Source organism: Stutzerimonas kunmingensis, from assembly GCF_021432085.1.
Taxonomy (GTDB): Bacteria; Pseudomonadota; Gammaproteobacteria; order Pseudomonadales; family Pseudomonadaceae; genus Stutzerimonas.
On the sequence record NZ_CP090366.1, the window covers coordinates 2,550,649 to 2,573,400 of the forward strand.

Annotated in this window: 19 protein-coding genes; 14 read left to right on the forward strand and 5 right to left on the reverse strand. The window is 63.3% G+C overall.

All coding sequences use genetic code 11. The annotated features are described in order from the left end of the window. Positions 1-222 precede the first annotated feature (222 nt). Positions 223-498, forward strand: a complete 276-nt coding sequence (locus LW136_RS12070) for a DUF1652 domain-containing protein (protein ID WP_014820219.1) — start codon at positions 223-225, stop codon at positions 496-498. Between the two features lie 7 nt (positions 499-505). On the opposite strand, the gene LW136_RS12075 is transcribed toward LW136_RS12070, so the two are convergent. Together LW136_RS12075 and LW136_RS12080 are read right to left on the reverse strand one after the other, a co-directional pair. After that, positions 506-790 (reverse strand): DUF2061 domain-containing protein, encoded by a 285-nt coding sequence (locus LW136_RS12075; RefSeq protein WP_014820218.1) that lies wholly within the window; start codon positions 788-790, stop codon positions 506-508. A gap of 105 nt (positions 791-895) precedes the next feature. Then, positions 896-1,426, reverse strand: a complete 531-nt coding sequence (locus tag LW136_RS12080) for a ferritin-like domain-containing protein (protein ID WP_046619086.1) — start codon at positions 1,424-1,426, stop codon at positions 896-898. Positions 1,427-1,630: 204 nt separating this feature from the next. Between LW136_RS12080 and LW136_RS12085 the strand changes: the two genes are divergently transcribed. Further along, entirely contained in the window at positions 1,631-2,743 is a 1,113-nt protein-coding gene (locus tag LW136_RS12085; RefSeq protein WP_046619084.1) for a mechanosensitive ion channel family protein, read from the forward strand. Here LW136_RS12085 and LW136_RS12090 read toward each other — a convergent pair whose 3' ends face one another. Next, the gene (locus tag LW136_RS12090) at positions 2,744-3,250 is read right to left on the reverse strand and encodes a CinA family protein (protein WP_234172974.1); all 507 of its coding nucleotides are present in this window, start codon (positions 3,248-3,250) and stop codon (positions 2,744-2,746) included. Positions 3,251-3,547: 297 nt separating this feature from the next. Between LW136_RS12090 and glgA the strand changes: the two genes are divergently transcribed. The 7 genes from glgA (at position 3,548) to LW136_RS12125 (ending at position 15,651) form a co-directional block, all read left to right on the forward strand. Beyond that, the gene (gene glgA, locus LW136_RS12095; protein ID WP_234172975.1) at positions 3,548-5,098 is read left to right on the forward strand and encodes a glycogen synthase GlgA; all 1,551 of its coding nucleotides are present in this window, start codon (positions 3,548-3,550) and stop codon (positions 5,096-5,098) included. Positions 5,099-5,110: 12 nt separating this feature from the next. Further along, positions 5,111-6,883 (forward strand): malto-oligosyltrehalose trehalohydrolase, encoded by a 1,773-nt coding sequence (gene treZ / locus LW136_RS12100; RefSeq protein WP_234172976.1) that lies wholly within the window; start codon positions 5,111-5,113, stop codon positions 6,881-6,883. Beyond that, a complete protein-coding gene (gene malQ, locus LW136_RS12105; RefSeq protein WP_234172977.1) occupies positions 6,880-8,955 on the forward strand; it encodes a 4-alpha-glucanotransferase in 2,076 nt (691 codons plus the stop codon). Before treZ ends, malQ begins: the two co-directional genes overlap by 4 nt. Beyond that, a complete protein-coding gene (locus tag LW136_RS12110) occupies positions 8,952-11,762 on the forward strand; it encodes a malto-oligosyltrehalose synthase (RefSeq protein WP_234172978.1) in 2,811 nt (936 codons plus the stop codon). Before malQ ends, LW136_RS12110 begins: the two co-directional genes overlap by 4 nt. Further along, the gene (locus LW136_RS12115; protein WP_234172979.1) at positions 11,759-12,112 is read left to right on the forward strand and encodes a DUF2934 domain-containing protein; all 354 of its coding nucleotides are present in this window, start codon (positions 11,759-11,761) and stop codon (positions 12,110-12,112) included. The genes LW136_RS12110 and LW136_RS12115 overlap by 4 nt, the downstream gene beginning before the upstream one ends. Before the next feature lie 98 nt (positions 12,113-12,210). Beyond that, positions 12,211-14,361, forward strand: a complete 2,151-nt coding sequence (glgX, locus tag LW136_RS12120; RefSeq protein WP_234172980.1) for a glycogen debranching protein GlgX — start codon at positions 12,211-12,213, stop codon at positions 14,359-14,361. Between the two features lie 438 nt (positions 14,362-14,799). Next, positions 14,800-15,651 (forward strand): M23 family metallopeptidase, encoded by an 852-nt coding sequence (locus tag LW136_RS12125; protein ID WP_125877572.1) that lies wholly within the window; start codon positions 14,800-14,802, stop codon positions 15,649-15,651. 9 nt (positions 15,652-15,660) lie between these two features. On the opposite strand, the gene LW136_RS12130 is transcribed toward LW136_RS12125, so the two are convergent. Next, positions 15,661-16,500, reverse strand: a complete 840-nt coding sequence (locus tag LW136_RS12130; protein ID WP_234172981.1) for a DUF2218 domain-containing protein — start codon at positions 16,498-16,500, stop codon at positions 15,661-15,663. Between the two features lie 29 nt (positions 16,501-16,529). Next, on the reverse strand, positions 16,530-17,354 hold the full coding sequence (locus tag LW136_RS12135) for a DODA-type extradiol aromatic ring-opening family dioxygenase (protein WP_234175259.1): 825 nt from the start codon (positions 17,352-17,354) through the stop codon (positions 16,530-16,532). Positions 17,355-17,457: 103 nt separating this feature from the next. Between LW136_RS12135 and LW136_RS12140 the strand changes: the two genes are divergently transcribed. The 5 genes from LW136_RS12140 (at position 17,458) to LW136_RS12160 (ending at position 22,609) form a co-directional block, all read left to right on the forward strand. Then, a complete protein-coding gene (locus LW136_RS12140) occupies positions 17,458-18,378 on the forward strand; it encodes a LysR family transcriptional regulator (RefSeq protein WP_234172982.1) in 921 nt (306 codons plus the stop codon). A 268-nt stretch (positions 18,379-18,646) separates the two neighbouring features. After that, positions 18,647-19,564 (forward strand): DUF72 domain-containing protein, encoded by a 918-nt coding sequence (locus LW136_RS12145; RefSeq protein WP_234172983.1) that lies wholly within the window; start codon positions 18,647-18,649, stop codon positions 19,562-19,564. Continuing rightward, positions 19,561-20,364: an endonuclease/exonuclease/phosphatase family protein gene (locus LW136_RS12150; RefSeq protein WP_014820202.1), complete on the forward strand. Its 804-nt coding sequence runs from the start codon at positions 19,561-19,563 to the stop codon at positions 20,362-20,364. The genes LW136_RS12145 and LW136_RS12150 overlap by 4 nt, the downstream gene beginning before the upstream one ends. Then, positions 20,361-21,605 (forward strand): cardiolipin synthase ClsB, encoded by a 1,245-nt coding sequence (gene clsB, locus LW136_RS12155; RefSeq protein WP_234172984.1) that lies wholly within the window; start codon positions 20,361-20,363, stop codon positions 21,603-21,605. The genes LW136_RS12150 and clsB overlap by 4 nt, the downstream gene beginning before the upstream one ends. After that, positions 21,602-22,609, forward strand: a complete 1,008-nt coding sequence (locus LW136_RS12160; RefSeq protein WP_221104421.1) for a lysylphosphatidylglycerol synthase domain-containing protein — start codon at positions 21,602-21,604, stop codon at positions 22,607-22,609. The genes clsB and LW136_RS12160 overlap by 4 nt, the downstream gene beginning before the upstream one ends. Positions 22,610-22,752 lie beyond the last annotated feature (143 nt).

Sequence of the window (22,752 nt, forward strand, 5' to 3'; positions counted from 1 at the left end):
AAGTTCAGCAGGGACAGATCGAGCCGTCCGACGGGTTCCGACAAGCGGCACTGGCCGGAAACTGCCATGTAGAGCAGTTGCCGGACTTAATCTGCCGGGTGGACAGATCGCCGCATTTACAACCGGACAAGCACTGCTACGGTTGAATGACGTCGGGAAAACCAGGGGTGCGCAGCGATCGCTTTACTGCGCTCAAGTCACCTTCCTACATAGGGAGGATTTATGAATACGCGTCTTCCGCTGTTCAAGATCGAAGCGATCCTGCACACCTACCTTCGCCCATTCCAGTGCGAATGCCGCGACGATTCCGACAACTCACTCCGCGTGCGCCTCTTTCAGGAATCGCCAGACGAAGAACTGACCGTTCTCGGCATTTCCTACGATCAGTGCCGCGATGCCGCCAATCTGGTGCGTCTGGCGCAGGAACTGCGCATTGAAATGTGCGTCACGCGTAGCTCGCTGCCCGCCGAAGGCAAACAGCTCAGTCACGTCGAATGAGCCTCGCTTAGCGAGGCGTGCGGACGATCCGGCTGCTGGCGGTCTGGCCGCGCGCCATGTATTTCAGGAATACGTCGTGGCCATAGCTGTGGCTGTGGGTGGCCTTCTGGCGGCCGAAGCGTTGCCAGGCGCGTTCATGCAGATAGAACACCAGGGTGTTGCACAGCGGCTCGATCAGCGCGACCGCCCCGCCGATCACCAGACTTCCGGTGAGGGCATAGACGACGATGAACGCTGTCGCGAAATGCAGCACAGCGAACGTCAGGGTTTTCAGTAGCGGGCGTTGTCTCATTGCTAGCTTCCACCAGGCGCGCGACGGCGAGTGGTCACGGCATGGCTAGTAAGTTGGAGGGGTAATGCACCCGGCCGGCGGCAGCCGGGCGCCCGGGCTAGTCGCTCAGCGCTTGGCCTCGACATGCGGCTCGGCCGCACGGGTGAGATAGGCCTGGGTCAGCTCGGCCAGGTGGTCTCGTAGCCAGTCGCCCATGGCCACCTCCTCCACCAGGATGCGCTCGCACACTTCCTTGGTCTGCATGTCACCGACCGCTTCGGCGGCGGCGATGAGGATCTTGTAAGAGGCGATCTCGAGGTTCTCGAACACGTAGCCCATCTGCGCGCCCTTGACGATCTCGTCGTTGACCATCATGCCGCCCATGGCCTGCCCCATCGCCATCATCTTGCCGCCCAGGTCCTTGAGGCCGGAGTAGGACTTGTCGTAGCGCTGCAGGCAGCCTTCGATCAGCTTGGCCTGGTTCTGGGTTTCGGTGATGTGCTGTTCGATCCGCGCCTTGAGTTCCGGGTAGTGCTCTATGCGGCTGGCCTGCTTGTTCAGCATGGTTTCGGCCTGCGCCTCCATCGCGTGCGCATCGCGCAGCCATTCGATCAGGCGTTCGGTACGGACGTCATTGCCGGTCTGTGCACTCTGCATGGTTCAACTCCAATCGGGTCAGAAAATCGGGTCGTGCTCTGCAACCCGCCTGGAATTTGTGAAACATCCCGCCCATAGGAGTTCCGCCCACCCGTCCGGCGCACTTCCCGGCTGAGCGCCCTGAACTTTCGCCGCCGGCTGTCTGTCTCTGCCCCAGACCTCTGGCCAACCGGAACGCCCGCTATCGAATTTCCAGCCTTTCTCCTGCAGTGGGATCACTACATCAGCCAGCCGGCATTGCGCACCATAGCCGCGGCGCTGTTCGTGGCGTTGGTCCTGAGTCTCTTCGGCCGGCTGCTGACGGCCCTGACGCTGCGCCTGGCACGAGCCTTCCTGTTTACCCGGGAGCTGTCCGAGCAACTGGAAAAGCCCGTCCGGCTACTGTTGCCACTGGTAGGGGTGCAGGGCGTATGGACGTCTGCGCCGAACGATCTGCATTTCATCGACGCGGCACGGCATGTCACCACGCTGCTGATAATCGCCACCCTCACGTGGCTGGTGATGCGCTCGCTGCGCGGGCTGCAGCAGTTCATTCAGCTGCGCAATCCGGTGGATGTGGTCGACAACCTTCGCGCCCGGCAAATACAGACGCAATCACGTGTGCTGCTACGCACCCTGACCTTCTTTGTGCTGCTGATCGGCGCGGCGGCCATGCTGATGACCTTTCCCGGTGCCCGCCAGTTCGGTGCCAGCCTGCTTGCCTCGGCAGGCCTTGCGGGCCTGGCGGTGGGCTTTGCCGCGCGGCCGGTGCTGGCCAACCTCATCGCCGGCGTGCAGATCGCCATGACCCAGCCGATCCGCCTGGACGATGTGGTCATCGTCGAGAACGAATGGGGTCGCATCGAGGAAATCACCGGCACCTACGTCGTCGTGCGGATCTGGGATGACCGGCGGCTGATCGTGCCGTTGCAGCACTTCATCGAGAAACCGTTTCAGAACTGGACCCGTCGCGGTTCCAGCCTGATCGGCACGGTTTTCCTCTGGGCCGACTATTCGCTGCCACTGGAGCCGCTGCGCGAAGAACTGCGCCGGCTGTGCAAGGAAGTCCCCGAGCTGTGGGATGGTCGGGTCTGCGTTCTGCAGGTCACCGACAGCAGCGAGAAATCCATTCAGCTGCGGGCCCTGGTGAGTTCGCCGGATTCGTCGCGCAACTGGGACCTGCGCTGCCACATTCGCGAAAGCCTGCTGAGCTTCATCCAGCGGCAATACCCGCATTCACTGCCGCAACTGCGCGCAGACCTCAGCGTCGGCCACAAGCAGCGGGTCGATACATCGCAGCCCGAGCATGTCGAACCGGAGCGCCAGCCGCCGGTGTGACTAGCCGCCCTCGAGTCCCTCCAGCTTCTTCAGCAACTCGGCGTATTTAACCGGCAGCTGGGTGAGACCATGGCGCGCGGCCTGTTTGCGGATCGCGACGCGGTCACCGTCGAACTGCACCGTTTCGCTCACCACCACCTGTCGTTCGCCCCGCATCAGTGCATAGGCGTAGCACTGGGTGCCGCCCTCGTCTTCCTGATCATCGTCCGCGACGCCGGTATTCGACACGGCAAGGGTGGCGACGCTGGCGTTCAGCGCACCGATGGCCATCTCACGCGCGACCTCCTCGCTGGTCAGGCCAAATCTCTCGATGGTTTCGAAGTCCACCCCGAGCAGGCGGTTCTTTGCCTTGGGCGAATAGACCACGAAACCGCTGTCAAGCACCTGGCCGCAACCCGGAATATCGCCCATCAGCGAAGCCATCAAACCGCAGGTACAGGACTCCGCGGTGGTCAGCTTCAGTTCCTCGCGTTGCAGAAAGTCAACGACTCGTTCGATCTCTTGCATGTTTTTTGCTCCGACCATTCCAGGTTCAACGCCTTCACGACTCTGTATTCGGAGCAAGTTGGCTGGTTGCGAGTTCCGGCAGTGGTAGTTGATCGGGTTTTCAAGAACTTCTACCGCGACACCGGGTCTGGTTTCTGGTAGGGCCAGTGAAGCCCTACCTGCCTAAGCGGCAGCTCCGAACTAGATTTCAGCCTGGTCGTGTTCATGGTATGTGACGGTCATCAGATCGTTGCATAGGAGAAATATGCTCGTAGCTGGTGCCGGCACCTGGAACGCCGGGGCTCTGGGGAGATCGTGATGAGTATTGCCGCTGTGAACGCCCTGCCTGTCGGACTACCGAAGGCGCAACCCGCCATACCCCTGGTTACTCGCCCTGCCCTGCAGATTCGCAGTAGCTACGATGACAAACGCAAGATCCTGTTCGTCACCTCCGAACTGACCGATCTGGTCAAGACCGGCGGGCTCGCCGACGTGTCGGCGGCACTGCCCCGGGCATTGGGCGCACGCCACGATGTGCGCGTGCTGATCCCCGGCTATTCGCAGGTAATCAACAGCGGTCACGCCATCCGCACGGTCGGCTCGCTGGGCGGCTATGCCGAGATTCCCGGCTGCCGCATCGGCCGGATGGACATGCCCGACGGCCTGATCATCTATGTGCTGATCTGCCCGGAACTCTATGAGCGCGAAGGCTCGCCATACGGTGACGCCGATGGCAACGACTGGCCGGACAATCCGGTGCGTTTCGCTCGCCTCGGACTGGCGGCTGCGGAAATCGCCGCCGGTACCGCCTGCATCCGCTGGGCGCCCGAGCTGGTGCACGCCCACGACTGGCCAGCCGGTCTGGCGCCCGCCTACATGCACTGGCGCGGGTTGAACACGCCGAGCGTCTTCACCATTCATAACCTCGCCTACCAGGGCAACATCGACATGGCGCAGCGGCGCCTGCTGGGAATCCCCGCCGAGGCCTGCGACCCGGAGCGCATGGAGTTCTACGGCAAGCTGTCCCTGCTCAAGGCCGGGATCGCCTATGCCAACCGTGTGACCACGGTGAGCGCTACCTACGCCGAGGAAATCACCACGCCGGAATTCGGCTGCGGCATGGAAGGCTTCCTCAGCATGAAAGCCCGGCAGGGACTGCTCAGTGGGCTGCTCAACGGCATCGACGAAAGCTGGGAGCCGGAAAGCGATCCCTATCTGGTTAAGGGTTTCAGCGCACGCAACTGGGAAGGCAAAAAGGCCAATGCCGCGTATATCCGCGACTCGTTCGGTCTCGAGCATTGCCATGCACCGCTGTTCGCCGTGGTCTCGCGCCTGGTGCACCAGAAGGGTGTCGACCTGACCCTCGACGTGGCGCATGCCATCGTCGAAGGCGGCGGCCAGCTTGCCATCCTTGGCCAGGGCGATCACCAGATCGAGCATCAGGTTCGCCAGCTTGCAGCCCAGTACCCCGGCCGTGTCGCGGCCCACATCGGCTTCAACGAAACCGATGCGCGCCGCCTTTTCGCCGGCAGCGATTTTCTGCTGATGCCGTCGCGCTACGAGCCGTGCGGCCTCAGCCAGATGTATGCCCAACGCTATGCCTCGTTGCCAGTCGCACGTCGCACCGGCGGGCTGGCCGACTCCATCGATGACGGCATTACCGGGTTCCTGTTCAACGAATCCAATGTCAGCAGCTACCGGCAGGCCGTCCAGCGGGCGCTGGCGATTCATCAGCATCCTCAGCTGCTGGCCGCCATGCGTTGCCGGGCGATGGGGGCCGGCTTTTTCTGGCGTCATGCCATCGAGCCCTATGACGCGCTATACCGGCAATTGCTCGGAGAGCGCCGCGAGGTTCGTCTTTTAATCTGAAGAGGTCGTTCAATGCAGAAGCAGCGTGCCCTTATTGGGCATCACGGGCCGGAGTTGCTGGAAGACGGGACCACCCGCTTCCGACTTTGGGCGCCCGATGCGCAAAACGTCAGTCTGATCGTTGTAGGCGCACAAACGCTGCCGATGACCGCCACTGAAGAAGGCTGGTACAGCATCGATGCCCCTTACGGGGCTGGTACGCTCTACCGGTTTCTCATCGACGACGAACTGCATGTACCCGACCCCGCCTCGCGGGCGCAGGCGGGTGACGTGCATGCGCCGAGCCTGGTGGTCGATACCCATGACAACTATCTGTGGCGCAACAGCAGCTGGCTCGGTCGTCCCTGGCACGAGACGGTGCTGTACGAGACCCATGTCGGGCTGTATGGCGGTTTCGCCGAGATGGAAAAGCACCTCGCCGGGCTTGCCGAACTCGGCGTGACGGCCATCGAACTGATGCCGATCGCCGAGTTTCCCGGTGACCGCAACTGGGGTTACGACGGCGTTCTGCCCTACGCGCCGGAAGCGGCCTATGGCAGTCCGGAAGAGCTCAAGCATCTGATCGATACCGCCCACGGCCTCGGCCTGATGGTGTTTCTCGATGTGGTCTACAACCACTTCGGCCCGGACGGCAATTACCTCGGCCGCTACGCCAAACACTTCTTCCGCCACGACCAGCAGACGCCCTGGGGCGATGGCATCGATTTCCGCCGCCGCGAAGTCCGAGACTTCTTCATCGACAACGCGCTGATGTGGCTGATGGACTACCGCTTCGACGGGCTACGCTTCGATGCCGTGCATGCCATTCCCGACCGCAGCTTCCTCACCGAACTGGCCGAGCGCGTGCGCACCACAGTGGAACCCGGTCGCCATGTGCATCTGGTACTGGAGAACGAGGACAATCGCTCCAGCCTGCTGACCCAGGGCTTCACCGCGCAGTGGAACGATGACGGCCACAATGTGCTGCATGCGCTGCTCACCGACGAAAGCCAGGGCTATTACGCCGACTATCACCAAGACGCGACCAGCAAACTGTCGCGCTTTCTTGGCGAAGGCTTCGTCTACCAGGGGCAGAACAACCGCCGTGGCGAATCCCGTGGCGAGCCCAGCGCGCACCTGTCACCGACCTCGTTCGTGCTGTTCCTGCAGAACCATGACCAGACCGGCAACCGCGCCTTTGGCGATCGCCTGGTTACGCTGGCCGATGCCGACGCGCTCAGGGCTGCCACCGCCGTCCTGCTGCTTTCCCCCATGGTTCCGCTGCTGTTCATGGGCGAGGAATGGGGCTCGCGACAACCTTTCCTGTTCTTCACCAGCCATCACGGCGAGCTGGCCGATGCAGTGCGTGAAGGCCGCCGCAACGAATTCGCCGAGTTTTCCGAGTTCGCCGACGAAGCCACCCGCGAGCGCATTCCCGATCCCAACGCCGTATCCACGTTTGAGCAGTCGCGGCCGGACTTCGGTGCACAAACGCAACCGGGGCACGCCGAGTGGCATGCGCTGTACCGCCAGCTGCTGAGCATCCGCCATGCCGAGATCGTGCCGCGCCTGCCCGGTAGCGCATTCCTCGGTTGCAGCGTGCTGGGCAATGCCGCTGTGCTTGCACGCTGGCAGCTGGGTGATGGCAGTCAGCTGCGCCTTGAGCTGAACCTAGGCGAACAAGGCGCTCCATTGCCCGCCTCGTCTAGCGCAGCGCAGCTGCTGTTCGCCAGCCGTACGTTGGATGCCACGCCCGACCAATTGCCGCCTCGTATGGCCAAGCTGTATCTGGAGAAAGCCAAATGAGCGACGAATCCCTGATCCGCCTGGCGGAAGCCGCCGGGCTCTCCATCGACTGGGTCGATGCCGACAACCGAGAACAACGGGTCGAGCCGGCCGTACTGCGCGACGTGCTGACCTGCCTCGGGCTGGCGGCCGAAACCGATGCTGATATCGACGCCAGCCTCGAGATTCTCGCGCACAAGAACAACCACGGCGGCGTGCCGCCGCTGCTGACCTGCGATCAGCACGCTGCACTGGACCTTTCCGCCTACTTTCCGGCGACCAGTCGTTTCGAGTTGCAGGCAGAAGATGGTGGCGTTCAGCAGGGCACGCTCGACAACCAGGCGCGCCTGCCAGCCATCGACACGCCCGGCTACTACCGGCTGACCATCGACAAGTATCAGCTGACCGTGGCTATCGCCCCGCTCTCCTGCCCCACAGTCGCCGAAATCGCCGGGGCGGACGCCTGGGGCCTGACGGTGCAGTTATACGGGCTGCGCCGCGCGGACGATGGTGGCCTGGGCGACACCCAGGCACTGGAGGCGCTGGTCAGCAACGCCGCTGCTCACGGAGCCGATGCGCTTGGAATCAGTCCAGTGCACGCCATGTTCGGCGCGCATATCGATCAGTACAGCCCCTACTCACCGTCGAGCCGGCTGTTCTTCAACGTGCTGCACGCCGCGCCGGGTTCGATCCTTGGTGAGCGGCCGTTGCGCCAAGCGATCGAGACTTGCGGGTTAGGCGAGGAATTGAAACGGCTCGAGCGCCTGGAGCTGATCGACTGGCCGGCCGTGGCGCAATCGCGGCATCGCCTGTTGCGGCAGCTGTTCGACGACTTCAGCAAGGGTGGCAACGCCCTGCAGGTGGATTTCGACAGCTTCCGCGCGAGCGGTGGCGAGGCGTTGGAAAACCACTGCCGCTTCGAAGCCCTGCACACTCATCTGCGGGACGCACAGGGCCACACGCAGCACTGGAACGACTGGCCAAGCGAATACCGCGATCCCTCCAGCCCGGCCGTTGTGGCCTTTGCCCGCGAACATGCCGATGAGGTGAGTTACCACGCCTTTGGCCAGTGGTTGATGGCCCGCGGCCTGGAACGTGCCCAGGTCGCCGCGCGCAGCGCCGGTATGCGCATCGGGTTGATTTCCGACCTCGCCGTTGGCGCCGATGGCGGCGGCAGTCAGGCCTGGAGCCGCCAGGCCGAGCTGTTGGCATCGCTGAGTGTTGGCGCGCCGCCGGACATCATGAATCGCGACGGCCAGAACTGGGGCATTTCCGCTTTCTCGCCCTGGGGCCTGCGGGAGAACGGCTTTCGCGCCTATATCGAAATGCTGCGGGCCAACCTCGCCCACGCCGGCGGCATGCGTATCGACCACGTGCTTGGCCTGAAGCGTCTCTGGGTCGTGCCCGCCGGTGCCGACCCGAAGCGCGGCGTGTACCTCAACTTCCCCTTCGACGACATGCTGCGCCTGCTCTGCCTCGAGGCCTGGCGCCACCAGGCGGTGATCCTCGGCGAAGACCTCGGCACCATTCCCCACGGCCTGCGTGACGTACTCGCGGCACGGGGAATCCTCGGCATGCGGGTGCTGCTGTTCGAACAGCACGACGGCCATTTCCAGACGCCTGCCCAGTACCCGGCGCAGGCGCTGGCAACCAGTACCACCCACGATATCCCGACCCTGACGGGCTGGTGGCACGGTCACGATATCGACTGGCGCATCAAGGTCGGCCAGGTGCCCGAATCGGACCGTGATGCCCAGTGGCAAGCGCGTGAGAAAGAACGCGCAGGGCTGAATCGCGCATTGTGCGAGTACAGCGGCAAGAACCCGGACGTGCTGCTGAACGCCGAGGAGGCGGTCGATGCCGCCATCTGCTTCCTGGCGCACACCCCCGCGCCGCTGGTACTGGTTCCGGTGGAAGATGCGCTCGGTCTGGAAGAACAGACCAACATGCCCGGAATAGTCGAAACCCATCCCAACTGGCGTCGCCGGTATCCCGGCGACAGTGCAACATTGCTCGACAGCCCGGCCAGTAGCCGTCGGCTGGCGTCCTTTGCGCAGGCCCGTCGTAACCATCGTGGAGCTGCGCATCGATGAAAGACCTAACCGCAACCATGAGACTGCAGTTTCACCGCGACTTCACCCTCGACGACGCTACTGCGCTGGTCGACTACTTCGCGGAACTTGGCATCAGCCACATTTATGCCTCGCCCCTGCTGACCGCCCGCCCCGGCTCCATGCACGGTTACGACGTGATCGACCCGACCCGCATCAACCCTGAACTGGGCGGCGAACCGGCGTTGCAGCGTCTGGTGGAGGCCCTGCGCGGCAAGGGCATGGGGCTCATCCTCGACATCGTCTCCAACCACATGGCTGTCGGTGGCTCGGGCAACGCCTGGTGGCTGGACGTACTCGAGTGGGGCCGCCGCAGCCCGTACGCGCAGTTCTTCGACATCGAGTGGAATTCGCCGGACCCCCTGCTCGAAGGCCAGTTGTTGGTGCCCTTCCTTGGCAGCGACTACGGCGAGGCGCTGCAGCAGGGCACCTTGAAGCTGCGCCTGGACGTTGATAACGGCTCGCTGTACGCCGAGCATTACGAGCACCGTTTTCCGATCACCCCGCCGAGCTACGGCGAGGTGTTGCGTGCCGCCGATCATCCGCAGCTGCGTACCCTGGCGCAGCACTTCGATGCCCTGAAGACCGAGCCCGCGCCGTACCAGGCCGCTCGCTTGCTACGCACCGAGCTCGCCGAGCAGCTGCAGGACGCCAGCACCCGCCAGGCGCTGGAGCAGGCCCTCAATTGCTACGACTCCACTACCGATGACGGCTTCCGCCGCCTGCACAGCCTGCTGGAACGTCAGAACTATCGGCTGGCCAGCTGGCGGACCGCGGGTGACGACATCAACTGGCGGCGCTTCTTCGACATCAATGAGCTGGGCGGCCTGCGCGTCGAGCGTCCGGTGGTGTTCGAGGAAACCCACGCCAAGATTTTCGAGCTGATCGGCGATGGCCTGGTCGACGGCCTGCGCATCGACCATATCGACGGGCTAGCCGACCCGCGCGGCTATTGCCGACGCCTGCGCCGGCGTGTCGATCGGCTGAATGCCGGGCGCCCGCAGGAGGCGGTGCAGGATCACGTGCCGATCTACGTCGAGAAGATTCTCGCCGGCGGCGAGCGGCTGCATGACGACTGGGGCGTGGACGGCACCACCGGTTACGAATTCATGAATCAGGTGTCGCTGCTGCAACATGACCCGGCTGGCGAATCACTTCTGTGCTCCTTGTGGAGCGAGACCAGCGGACGCACTACCGATTTCATGGAAGAGGCTCGCCAGGCTCGCCAGCTGGTGCTGACCGGCCCGCTGGCGGGCGACTTCGAAACCGTCGCCCTGTCGCTTTTGCAGGTCGCCCGCGGCGACGTGATGACCCGCGACATCACCCTCGGCGCGATTCGCCGCGCGCTGCTGGAGCTGATCATTCACTTCCCGGTGTATCGCACCTACATTGCCGCGCCGGGCCGCCGCGAGGCCGATGAACCGTTCTTCCAGCAGGCGCTGGACGGCGCGAAGACGACCTTGAGCGAAGCCGACTGGCCGTTGCTCGAGCATCTGCAGCGCTGGCTCGGCGGCGAAAGCCTGCGGCAACTGCCGCGTAGCCTGCGCAAGATTCGTCGCTACGCCTGCACACGCTTCCAGCAGCTAACCTCACCGGCTGCGGCAAAGGCCGTGGAGGATACCGCCTGCTACCGCTCCGGCATTCTGCTGTCGCGCAATGATGTCGGTTTCGACCCACAGCACTTCAGCGCGCCATTGCAGGCATTCCACGACGAGTGCCTGCAACGCGCCGAGCACTTCCCGCGCAACATGCTGACCACCGCGACCCACGACCATAAGCGTGGCGAGGATACCCGCGCCCGCATCGCGGTAATCAGCGAGCGCGCCGAATGGTTTGCCGGCAAGGTGCGGCGCTGGCGCGAGATGAGCGCCAGCCACATCCAGCAGCTTGGCGACGGTGCGGCGCCCTCGCCCGGCGATGAGCTGATGCTGTTCCAGATCCTGCTCGGCAGTTGGCCGCTGGGCCTGCAGGCCGGCGACAAGGCTGCGATGGAGCAGTACTGCACACGCATCCTGCAATGGCAGCAGAAAGCCCTGCGCGAGGCCAAGCTGCGCACCACCTGGAGCGATCCCAACAGCGATTACGAAAGCGCCTGCCGCCAGCACGTCGAGTACCTGCTACTCACCGACGAAGGTGCACCATTACGGGACGAAATCGCTGCGGCCGCTGCCGAACTGGCCCCTGCCGGTGCGTTGAACAGCCTTGTGCAAAGTCTGCTGCGCATGACCACCCCCGGCGTGCCCGACCTCTATCAGGGCGCCGAGTACTGGGACTTCAGCCTGGTCGATCCCGACAACCGACGGCCGGTGGACTTCACTGCACGGCAGCACAGCCTCGCCAGCGCGGCCTCGCTCGATGAGCTGCTGCAAAGCTGGCACGACGGTCGCATCAAGCAAGCCGTGATCCGCCGCACACTGCAGCTGCGTCGACGCCACCCGCGGCTGTTCAGCGAGGGCCGCTATCTGCCGCTAGCGGTTTCTGGCGAGCAGGCCGAGCAGCTGCTGGTCTTTGCCCGCGAGCTGGAAGGCGAGTGGGTGGTAGTCGTGGTACCGCGGCTGGCAGCGGATCTGCTGGGGGATCGTGGAGCACCGAGCATTCCGGCGCAGCTTTGGGGCAACACCCGGATCGAACTGCCCGAGGCGCTAAACGGTAGTGAATTCGAACGACTTTTCGACGGAACGACAGTCTCATCCCAACAAGCCAGCCTAGAGGTTGCGCGCGTCCTGGACGGACTATCGGTGGCCGTCCTGCATACGTCTATGACCGCAAATGGAGAATCCCAACAATGAGTTCAGAAGAGCAACGTATCCGCGAGTTCGCTTATCAGATCTGGCAATCCGAGGGTTGCCCGGAAGGGGAAGATGAGCGCCATTGGGCAATGGCGCGCAAGCTGGTCGAAGCCGAATACGGCGCTGCCGATGCCAAGCCCGCCAGTCGTCCACGCAAGACCGCTACCAAACCCACCGACGCCACACCAAAAGCCAAGGCCAAAGCCAAGGACGTGAAGGATTCGAAGGACGCGCCAGCTGCCAAACCCCGCGCGAGCCGTGCCGCACCCAAGGCTGGCACCGATGCCAAGGCCGGTACACCCGAAACCATCAAGAAAACACGCACCCCGCGCGCGAAGAAGGAAAGCTGACCGGCGGCAGGCATCTTGTCGGCGTCGGATCAGTCGAATGATCGTCCGCGCCGACACAAGCCTCGGTACGCCATCCGGAATGCGCCTTTGGAGATTTCATGAGTAAGAAAAAGCCCTACGTGTCGCAGGTTACGACGCCGTCCAGGATCAGTGAGGGCTTGCCCTTCCCGCTCGGGGCAACCTGGGATGGCCTGGGGGTCAATTTCGCCATTTTCTCCGCCCATGCCACGAAGGTTGAGCTCTGCCTGTTCGACTCCAGCGGCGAGGTCGAACTCGAGCGGATCGAGTTGCCCGAGTACACCGACGAGATCTGGCACGGCTACCTGCCGGACGCACATCCCGGGCAGATCTACGGCTACCGCGTATACGGCCCGTACGACCCGGAGAACGGCCATCGCTTCAACCCGAACAAGCTGCTGATCGACCCCTATGCCAAGCAACTGGTGGGCGAGCTGAAATGGTCGGAAGCGTTGTTCGGTTACACCATCGGTCACCCTGATGGCGACCTCAGTTTCGACGAGCGCGACAGCGCGCCCTTCGTGCCCAAGTGCAAGGTCATCGACCCGGCCTTCACCTGGGGCCGTGACCACCCCGTGCAGGTGCCCTGGGACAAGACCATCATCTACGAAACCCACGTGCGCGGTTACACCATGCGCCATCCGGCGGTAGCGGACGATGTGCGCGGCACCTTCGCCGGCTTCAAGACGCCGGAAGTGATCGACTACATCCGCAAGCTTGGCGTCTCCTCGATCGAGCTGCTGCCGATCCATGCGTTCGTGCAAGACCAGCATCTGCTGGAAAAGGGCATGGCCAACTACTGGGGCTACAACAGCATCGCCTTCTTCGCGCCGCACCCCAAGTATCTGGCCAGCGGCAAGATCACCGAATTCAAGGAGATGGTCGCTCACCTGCACAACGCCGACCTCGAGGTGATTCTCGACGTGGTCTACAACCACACCGCCGAGGGTAACGAGCGCGGCCCGACCCTCTCCATGCGCGGCATCGACAACGCCTCGTACTACCGCCTGATGCCGAACGACAAGCGCTACTACATCAACGATTCCGGCACCGGCAACACGCTGGACATGAGCCACCCGTGCGTATTGCAGATGGTCACCGACTCGCTGCGCTACTGGGCGACCGAGATGCATGTCGATGGCTTCCGCTTCGATCTGGCGACCATCCTCGGCCGCGAGCACGATGGGTTCGACGAGCGCCACGGCTTCCTCGTCGCCTGCCGCCAGGATCCGGTACTGGCCAAGACCAAACTGATTTCCGAGCCCTGGGACTGCGGCCCCGGCGGCTATCAGGTCGGCGGCTTCCCGCCCGGCTGGGCCGAGTGGAACGACCAGTTCCGCGATACGGTGCGCTCATTCTGGAAAGGCGACGACGGCCAGCTGGCGGACTTCGCCAGCCGTCTCACCGGCTCCGGCGACCTGTTCAACCAGCGCGGGCGGCGTCCGTTCAGCTCGATCAACTTCGTTACCGCCCATGATGGCTTCACGTTGAAGGACCTGGTGTCCTATAACCACAAGCACAACGAGGACAACGACGAAGATAACCGCGACGGCAGCGACAACAACCTGTCGTGGAACCACGGCGTCGAAGGCCATACCGACGACCCGGAGATCAACGAGCTGCGCTATCGGCAGATGCGCAACTTCCTCGCCACGCTACTGTTCTCCCAAGGCACGCCGATGATCGTCGCTGGCGATGAATTCGCCCGCACCCAGCACGGCAACAACAATGCCTACTGCCAGGACAGCGAGATCGGTTGGGTCAACTGGGACATCAGCGAGGACAGCTATGGCCTGCTGGGCTTTGCCCGCAAGCTGATTCGCTTGCGTCAGCGCTTCCCGATGCTGCGCCGCGGGCGCTTCCTGGTCGGTGCCTACAACGAAGAGCTGGGCGTGAAGGACGTGACTTGGCTGGCGCCGAACGCCGAGGAGATGTCCATCGAGCAGTGGGAAGATGCGCACAACCGCTGCATGGGCATGCTGCTTGACGGTCGAGCCCAGCCTACGGGCATCAGACGTGCAGGCTCCGACGCAACGCTGCTGATCATCGTCAACGCGCATCATGACCTGGTGAATTTCACGCTGCCGGAGGTGCCGCAGGGTATCTACTGGAATCGCCTGATCGACACCAACCACCCGACCGCTCGACCGGAACGGTTCGACTTCAACGACGAATACGCCGTGACCGGCCGTTCGCTGCTGCTGCTCGAACTGATCAAGTCCGACGAGTGAGCAAATGCGCCTCGGCCCAGTGCGGCCGGGGCGCTTATGCTGGCTTTCTCCGGGATCGCGTGCCTGGCATCCATTGCTGCCCCTTCCACACCAACTTGTTTTGTGGGGCGGGGCCGCAAGGCCTCGACCGCGAAGAGGTGCTTCAACAGTTCAGCGGCACGGCTGGCTTGGCGTCCCTGAATTTCGCCGCGCGGAAATCGGGCTAGACGCCCTTCCCACCTCACGCCAAATCCATAACGGATGTGGGAGCGATCTCGACCGCAAAGCTCCTGTACCGCCACAGACTTAGTCCCGCGCCCACGCGCAAAAAACGACACGCGGTAGTGAACCTCATCGCGTGACTCAAGTCCCAAAACCAGCGCGGCCCCCTAACCAACCCAACGGATTCGTTCTGCTCGTCGCCGGCAGCCTTGTCTTTTCCGTGATGGATCACACGTCATGCTCTCTCTGCGACCGCTTTTTTATCCCCTTCTATTACTGCTTGGGCTGACACCACTGTTGCCAGCCGTGGCCGCCAACAACCAGGCAAAAGCCGATAAACCGGGCTCGGTGCGCCTGTTCATCAACCGTGCTGGTAGCGGCAAGGCGATGGACGTCAGCAACACGCTGGAAGTGCCGGTCGAGGTTACCTTGCGGCTGACGCGCATGGTCAATGTGGCCGGCGTCGGCAAGGGGGTGATTCGCAAGACCATACCGGCCAACAGCCGCGTTCGCGTGGCTACCCTGAGCAAGCGCAAGGCCGGCGGGCCAATCATGTTCAAGCATTCGTTCAGCTACGCGATGCTGTTCTCGCCGGAGCCGGATCAGCCTGACTCGGTTTCGGTCGAAGGGCCGGCGTACGCGCTGCCGTGGCAAGGCGGGCCGTTCCGCATCTCCCAGGGCGCTGGCGGCGACTTCAGCCACAACTCGCCGAGCGGTCGTTATGCGGTGGATATCGCCATGCCTGTCGGCACCCCTATCGTGGCGGCTCGGGCGGGCACCGTGGTGAAGATTCGCAACGGCCAGGGCGGCCGGTTTCCCGACCCGGCCGGCAACTACGTGCGCATCGAACACGAGGACGGCACCCACAGCGCCTACCTGCATCTGAGCCGCGGATCGGTGCGGGTCAAGCCAGGGCAGCAGGTCAAGCTCGGCACGCTGTTGGGCAAGTCCGGCAACACCGGCCGCAGCACCGGACCACACCTGCACTTCGTGGTGCAAAAGGCCTATGGCAGCTCGATGTTGTCGATCCCCTTCCGCTTCAACCAGCCGGTTAGCTCGCTGCCCAACTTTGCGCTGAGCAGCCAGTGAAGCCAGACCCTAGAGCATGCGCTGCATGATGTTGTCGCGCTTGACCACGCGGTGATACAGCGCAGCACCGATATGCCCGAGCACCAGCAGAACGGTAAGCCAGGCCAGCGGTGAATGCACGCTGCCGAGCGAGGCGGCCCAGGCGATCTCCGGGCCTTTCTCCACCAACTGCTGGCCGAACACCTTGACCCCGTAGCCATTGCCGATCAGATACAGCAGACCGCTGATCGGCATCAGCAACATGCAGCCGTACAGTGCCAGATGACCGCCCTTGACCAGCCATGCTGTGGCCGGGTCGTGCGGCGGGCGCTGTTTGAGCTGGCTCGCCGCCCAGACGATGCGCAGCACCACCAGTACCAGCAGCACTGCGCCAAGGGAAACATGCCAGGGCACCAGGGTCTGCCCGACCCAGTGCTCGCCTTCGGCGATGCGGTCGCCCAGCTTGAGAAACTGCCAGACGATCAGCAGTGCCATCAGCCAGTGGAATGCTCGCGAAACCGTGCCGTAGCGACTTCTGGAGTCGACCGCCGTGTTCGCGTTCGCAGCGGCTCCGGGCTGCTGGCCCGCTTCGGATTGCCAGTCGATCCGCAGGCGCTCTTCCCCCGCCATACGCGCCAGGTGATCGGCCACTACCTTCTGCAACTGCAGCGCCTTGTCCTGATCGGCTGCTTCCAGATGCGCGTTCAGGTATCCCTCACCGGCGTGCAGATCACAGCGGCCGATCGGCAGCTCGATGGTCCCGCCCTGCTCGTCCAGTTGCACGGGAAACTTGTGCCGCCAGTGGTTGCACAGCCGCTTGATCAGCCGCAGCGGGTTCTCTGCCGCGATACGGGCATGTGATCGATACATCGCTTGTTCTCCTGTAGAAATTTGCCCTGTCAGCCGAAGCGATAGGCGGACAGCGTGGTGTGCATGACGCGGTCACTGAAGACCTTGCGTCCGATGGAGTCGCCACCCGCGCCGGCCGCCACCAGCAGCGGAAGCAGATGTTCCTCGGCGCGCGGCGGATGACAGAGGCGTGCAGACGGCGCCTGGTCCCAGCTTTGCAGCGCGAGGTCGCGTTGCGCGGGCGCGGTTTCGACCGCAGCGCTCAGCCAATGATCGAACTCGTCGGAGATCGGCGCGAAACGCGGGTCGCCGTAGCCGCGCATGTTGTGAAAGCTCATGCCGCTGCCAACGATCAGCACCCCGTCCTTGCGCAAGCCCTGCAAGGCACGACCGGCCTCGATATGTGCCTGCGGATCGAGGTCGCTGCGCAACGAAAGCTGCACCACCGGGATATCCGCGTCGGGAAACATCAGCTTCAGCGGGATGAACATGCCGTGGTCGAAGCCGCGCTGTGCGTCCTCATGGCCACCGAGCGAAGCGCCTTCGAGCAGACCGGCGATACGTGCAGCCAGCCGCGGCTCACCTGCAGCCGGATAGCGCAGCTCATAGGTGTGCGGCGGAAAGCCGTGATAGTCGTAGACCAATGCCGGCCGCGCAGCGCTGGTGACGCTGAACGTCGACTGCAGCCAGTGCCCGGAAATCAGCACGATGGCCGTCGGTTTCGCCGGCAGTGTCGCGGCGATGCCCCTGAGGAAATCAGCCATGGCGTTCCAGGCGGTCGGCGGGTTCCACTCCATGAAGAAGCAAGGCCCGGCGCCATGCGGCACGAACAGCGTCGGCATGGTTCGATCGGTAGCAGGATCACTGGCAATCATCATCGGGCTCCCTGAAGGACGTGCGACAAAGCATGACCTACACTCACTAGTGAGAGAACCTGCTAAAAAGCACAGACAGTTTTAACCAAGAGTAGGAACCGCGATGCTCGACAGAATCACTGGCATGCGCGTATTCGCCCGCGCTGCCACGGCTGGCAGCCTCTCGGCGGCGGCGCGCCATCTGGAAATGTCGCCAGCAATGGCCAGCAAGCATGTCGATGCGCTGGAGGCCCGTCTCGGGGTCAAGTTGTTCCACCGCAGCACCCGCCGCCTGAGCCTGACCGAGGCCGGCAGCAACTATCTGGAGGCCTGCCAGCGCATCCTCCCGGAGATAGAGGAAGCCGAGGCCAGCGTTGCGTCGCAGCGGATCGAGGCCACCGGGCTGTTGCGCATGAATGTGCCGCTGACGTTCGGCACGCAATTCATCGCCCCGCTCATTCCGGAGTTCAGCCGTCGCCATCCCGCGGTGAAAGTGGAACTCGGCCTGACCGACAGCCGGATCGACCTGATCGATGGCGGCTGGGACATGGCCGTTCGCATTGGCAGGCTGCAGGACAGTCCCATGCAGGCCCGCCAGCTTGCCGATTCCCCATTATTGGTCTGTGCCGCGCCGCGCTATCTGGATGAGCGAGGCGTGCCGCGCAGCGTCGCCGACCTGGGGCAGCACAACTGTCTCGGCTACAGCCTGGCGAGCCTCGCCGCGGGCAAGGTCTGGCCGTTCGGTCGCAATGCCGAGGTACGGATCGCAGTCAACGGCGACCTGGTCGCCAACAATGGGGAAGCCCTGGTGGCCGCCGCGGTCGGTGGACAGGGTGTGATCTACCAGCCGCAATTCATTGTCGCCAAGGCGTTGCGCAGCGGTGAACTGGTCGCCGTCGAGCTGGATCAGCCGTGCGTCGAGCTTGGTGGAATTCACGTCGTCTACCCGCCCGATAGACGTCCTCCGGCCAAGGTCCGGGTGATGATCGATTATCTGGTCGACGCCTTTTCCGCTGACCTGCCGTGGAGCCTGTCGCCGGACTGAATCCGGTCTAGTACAGCCGCAAGACCGCGGTCCAGAGCGCAACCCGCACGCTAAAACTGCCACCACCGCGATAGAAAAGGTGAACCGCTACTGCGCGCAAAAGTCGGAACAGATGTGCGCATCGGCGATTGCGCACCTGTCTGGGCGAATTGGAGTGGTTATGAAAGCGGTCAACCCCATCACCGGTGAAACGCCCTGCGTAGCAGCTACCGCCGCCAGTAATCCGGCAAGCGCCTCGTCTGTCCTGATTGCACGGTAGGGCCCGTCCATGGCGAACATTCATATCGGTATATCCGGCTGGCGTTATGCGCCCTGGCGCGGCGATTTCTACCCCAAGGGGCTGACGCAGAAGAAGGAACTGCAGTTCGCCTCGCGCGCGGTGAGCAGCATCGAGATCAATGGCTCGTTCTATTCGCTGCAGACCCCGGAACGCTATGCCGACTGGTACGCCGATACGCCAAAGGGCTTCGTTTTCAGCATCAAGGGGCCGCGCTACATAACCCACGTGCGCCGTCTTAACGATGTGGAGAAACCGATCGCCAACTTCTTCGCTTCGGGAATCTTCCAGCTCAAGGAAAAACTCGGGCCGATCCTCTGGCAGTTCCCGCCTTCGTTCAAATTCGATGCGGAACTGTTCGAGACTTTTCTTCGCCAGCTGCCCCACGACACCGAAGCCGCGCTGGCCATCGCCAAAGGATGCGAGCCCCGCATGGAGGGGCGCAGCTACCTGTCCATCGACCGCAAGCGGCCGATGCGGCATGCGGTGGAAATCCGCAACGCCAGTTTCGCCGAGCCCGAATTCATCGACCTGCTGCGCAAGTACCGGGTCGCGCTGGTGGTGGCAGACACCGCCGGCAAGTGGCCGCACCTAGAAGACCTCACCAGCGACTTCGTCTACATCCGCCTGCATGGCGCGGAAAAGCTCTATACCAGCGGTTACACCGATGCCGCGCTGGACCACTGGTGCCAACGCATCCAGCGCTGGAGCGACGGCGACCAGCCCGATGACGCGCGACTGACCAGCCCGCGCAAGCCGCGGCCGCGCAAATCCCGCGCGGTGTACTGCTATTTCGACAACGACGTGAAGGTTCGCGCGCCCTATGACGCGCGGCAACTGCTGCGCCGGCTCGGCCTGGATGAACACCTGCAGGCCACGCCTGGCCAACTGGAAGGAGCAATGGTTTGACTCTGGACAAAAATCACCCGATCGAAAGCGCCGACCTCGATGCCCACATGGCGACAGCGGTCAATTCGATCCGCATTCTCACGGTCAATACGCACAAGGGCTTCACCGCACTCAACCGTCGCTTCATCCTCCCCGAGCTGCGTGAAGCGGTGCGCAGCGTCTCGGCGGATGTGGTGTTCCTGCAGGAAGTTCTCGGCACCCACGACAAGCACGCAATGCGCTTTCACAACTGGCCGTCCACGCCACAGTACGAGTTTCTGGCCGACAGCATCTGGACCGATTTCGCCTACGGCCGCAACGCGGTATACCCGGACGGCGACCATGGCAATGCCGTGCTGTCGAAGTTTCCGATCATCCGCTACGAGAACCTCGACATTTCCATCGCCGGCCCGGAACGCCGCGGGCTGCTGCATAGCGTGCTGCAGGTGCCGGGACACGACGAGTTTCACGCGATCTGCGTACACCTTGGGCTGCGCGAGTCGCACCGTCAGCAGCAGCTGGAACTGCTCTGCAACCTGCTCGACTCGCTGCCCGAAGGTGCGCCCGTGGTGGTCGCCGGGGACTTCAACGACTGGCGACTCAAGGCCACCAGGACCCTGGACCGCTGTGCTGGCCTGCATGAGGTCTTCGCCGTTTCCCAGGGTCAGGTGGCGAAAACCTTCCCGGCACGCTGGCCGATGCTGCGCCTGGACCGCATCTATGTGCGCAATGCCAGCAGCCACGATGCGCGAATCCTCGGTAACAAACCCTGGACGCACTTGTCCGATCATCTGCCCCTAGCGGTGGAGATACATCTATGAGTTACCACTGGAGAGACGGGAATCGCCTTCAGTTACTGGAAAACGGCGAAGAGTTCTTTCCTCGAGTGTTCGAGGTCATCGCCCAGGCCAAGAAAGAAGTGCTGCTGGAAACCTTCATCCTGTTCCAGGACAAGGTAGGCGCAGAGCTGCAGAAAGCGCTGATCGCCGCCGCGGAAAACGGCGCCAGCGTCGATGTGACCGTGGACGGCTACGGCTCGGCGGACCTGTGCGGTGATTTCGTCACCGCCATGACCCGGGTCGGCGTGCGTATTCACATGTTCGATCCCGGCAAGCGCCTGCTCGGCCGCCGGCTCAACGTGTTCCGGCGCATGCATCGCAAGATCGTCGTGGTCGATGGCGAAATCGCCTTTATCGGCGGCATCAATTTCTCCGCCGATCACCTGGGTGACTTCGGGCCGGCCGCCAAGCAGGACTATGCCCTGCAGGTGGAAGGTCCCGTGGTGCGTGATATCCACCACTTCGCACTGGCGCAGATCGCACCGGACAAGCCGACCCATCGCTGGTGGCGGCGGCGCATGCGTCATCAGACGCCGGGTTACGGTGGCGTCAGCCGTGGCGAGGCGCGGGCGCTGTTCGTCATCCGCGACAACGACCAGCACCGCAACGACATCGAGCAGCACTACCTGCAAGCGATTCGAGATGCACGCTCCAGGTTGTTGATTGCAAACGCGTATTTCTTCCCCGGTTATCGTGTATTGCGGGAAATCCGCAACGCCGCGCGGCGCGGGGTGCGGGTGCGGCTGATCCTCCAGGGCGAGCCGGACATGCCCATCGCCAAGTTCGGCGCACGCATGCTCTACAACTACCTGATGCGCGACGGGGTGGAGATCCACGAGTACTGCCGCCGCCCGCTGCATGGCAAGGTCGCGCTGGCCGACTACGAGTGGTCTACTGTCGGCTCGAGCAACCTCGATCCGCTGAGCCTGTCGCTCAATCTGGAGGCCAACCTGATCATTCGTGATCATGTGTTCAACCGCCACCTGCACGAGCGCCTCGATCACCTGCTGCAGACCGACTGCCGGCGTATTCCGCTGGAGCGGATCGTCCGCGGTTTCTGGTGGCGTGCGCCGCTGGCCTTCCTGATCTTCCACTTCCTGCGGCACTTCCCGGGACTGGTCAGCCTGTTCCCCGAGCACAAGCCACGCCTGGAGCTGATCGATCCGGACACCACCCGCCCACTCGATCCCGTGCCTTCTCCCCTGCAGCGAGACCACCAATGAGCCAGACCAACCAGGCCGAGGCAAAGAGCGGCTGGCGCCGACGCTGGCCGCTGATCAAGAAGATCCTCACCTATGTGTTCTTCGCACTTGTTGTCGGCCTGCTAGTCGGTCTCGCGCGCAACCTCGATTGGGGTGAGGTCTATAAGACCCTGCGCAACTACCAGGCGCAGACGCTGTGGATGGCTGGCGCTGCCGCTTTTGGCAGCTACCTCGTGTACTGCTTCTTCGATGTGCTGGGCAAAGCCTACGCACGGCATGACCTGCCGATCCGACAGATCCTGCCGGTGACCTTCGTCTGCTACGCCTTCAACCTCAACCTGAGCGCCTGGGTCGGCGGCATCGCCCTGCGTTTCCGTCTGTACTCGCGCCTGGGGCTGAAACCCTCGCAGATCACCCGGGTATTCACCATGAGCATCCTCACCAACTGGCTGGGCTACATGTGGCTGGCCGGAATGATCTTCGCCATGGGCTGGATTCAGCCGCCGGCCAGCTGGGAAATCGGCTTCACCGCCCTGCGGGTGCTTGGCGTCGGCCTGCTGGTGGCGTGTGTGGTGTATCTGTGGCTGTGCGGCTTCTCCAAGCGTCGCTCATGGACCATTCGCGGCCACGAGATTCAACTGCCTTCGCTGCGCCTGGCTCTGATCCAGCTGGTGCTGGGCGCCGCCAACTGGTCGCTGATGGCGCTGGTGGTGTACTTCATGCTTTCCCAGAAGGCCGCCTATCCCGAAGTGCTGGGTATCCTGATGATCAGCAGCATCGCCGGCGTGGTCACCCACATCCCGGCTGGGCTCGGCGTCATCGAGGCGGTATTCGTGGCAATGCTCGCCGACGAGATGAGCAAAGGCGCCATCGTCGGCGGTCTGATCGGCTACCGGGTCATCTACTTCCTGATCCCCCTGCTGTTCGCCACCCTCGTCTATGTGGTGCTCGAAGCCCGGGCGAAGAAGCTGCGCAGCAGCAACCAGGCCGGTGACCAGCAGACTGTCTCTCAGGAAACGAGCTGAAGGTCAGCGAGAGCGATCTCCGGAAGACCGCGATTCGAGATGTGCTCCGTTCGCGACCAGGGTCGCACCATAAATGCGGATACCTGAACGGAGGGGAACAGCCTCACCGGTCGGTTCTGTCAGCAGCTCTATCCACGACAGGC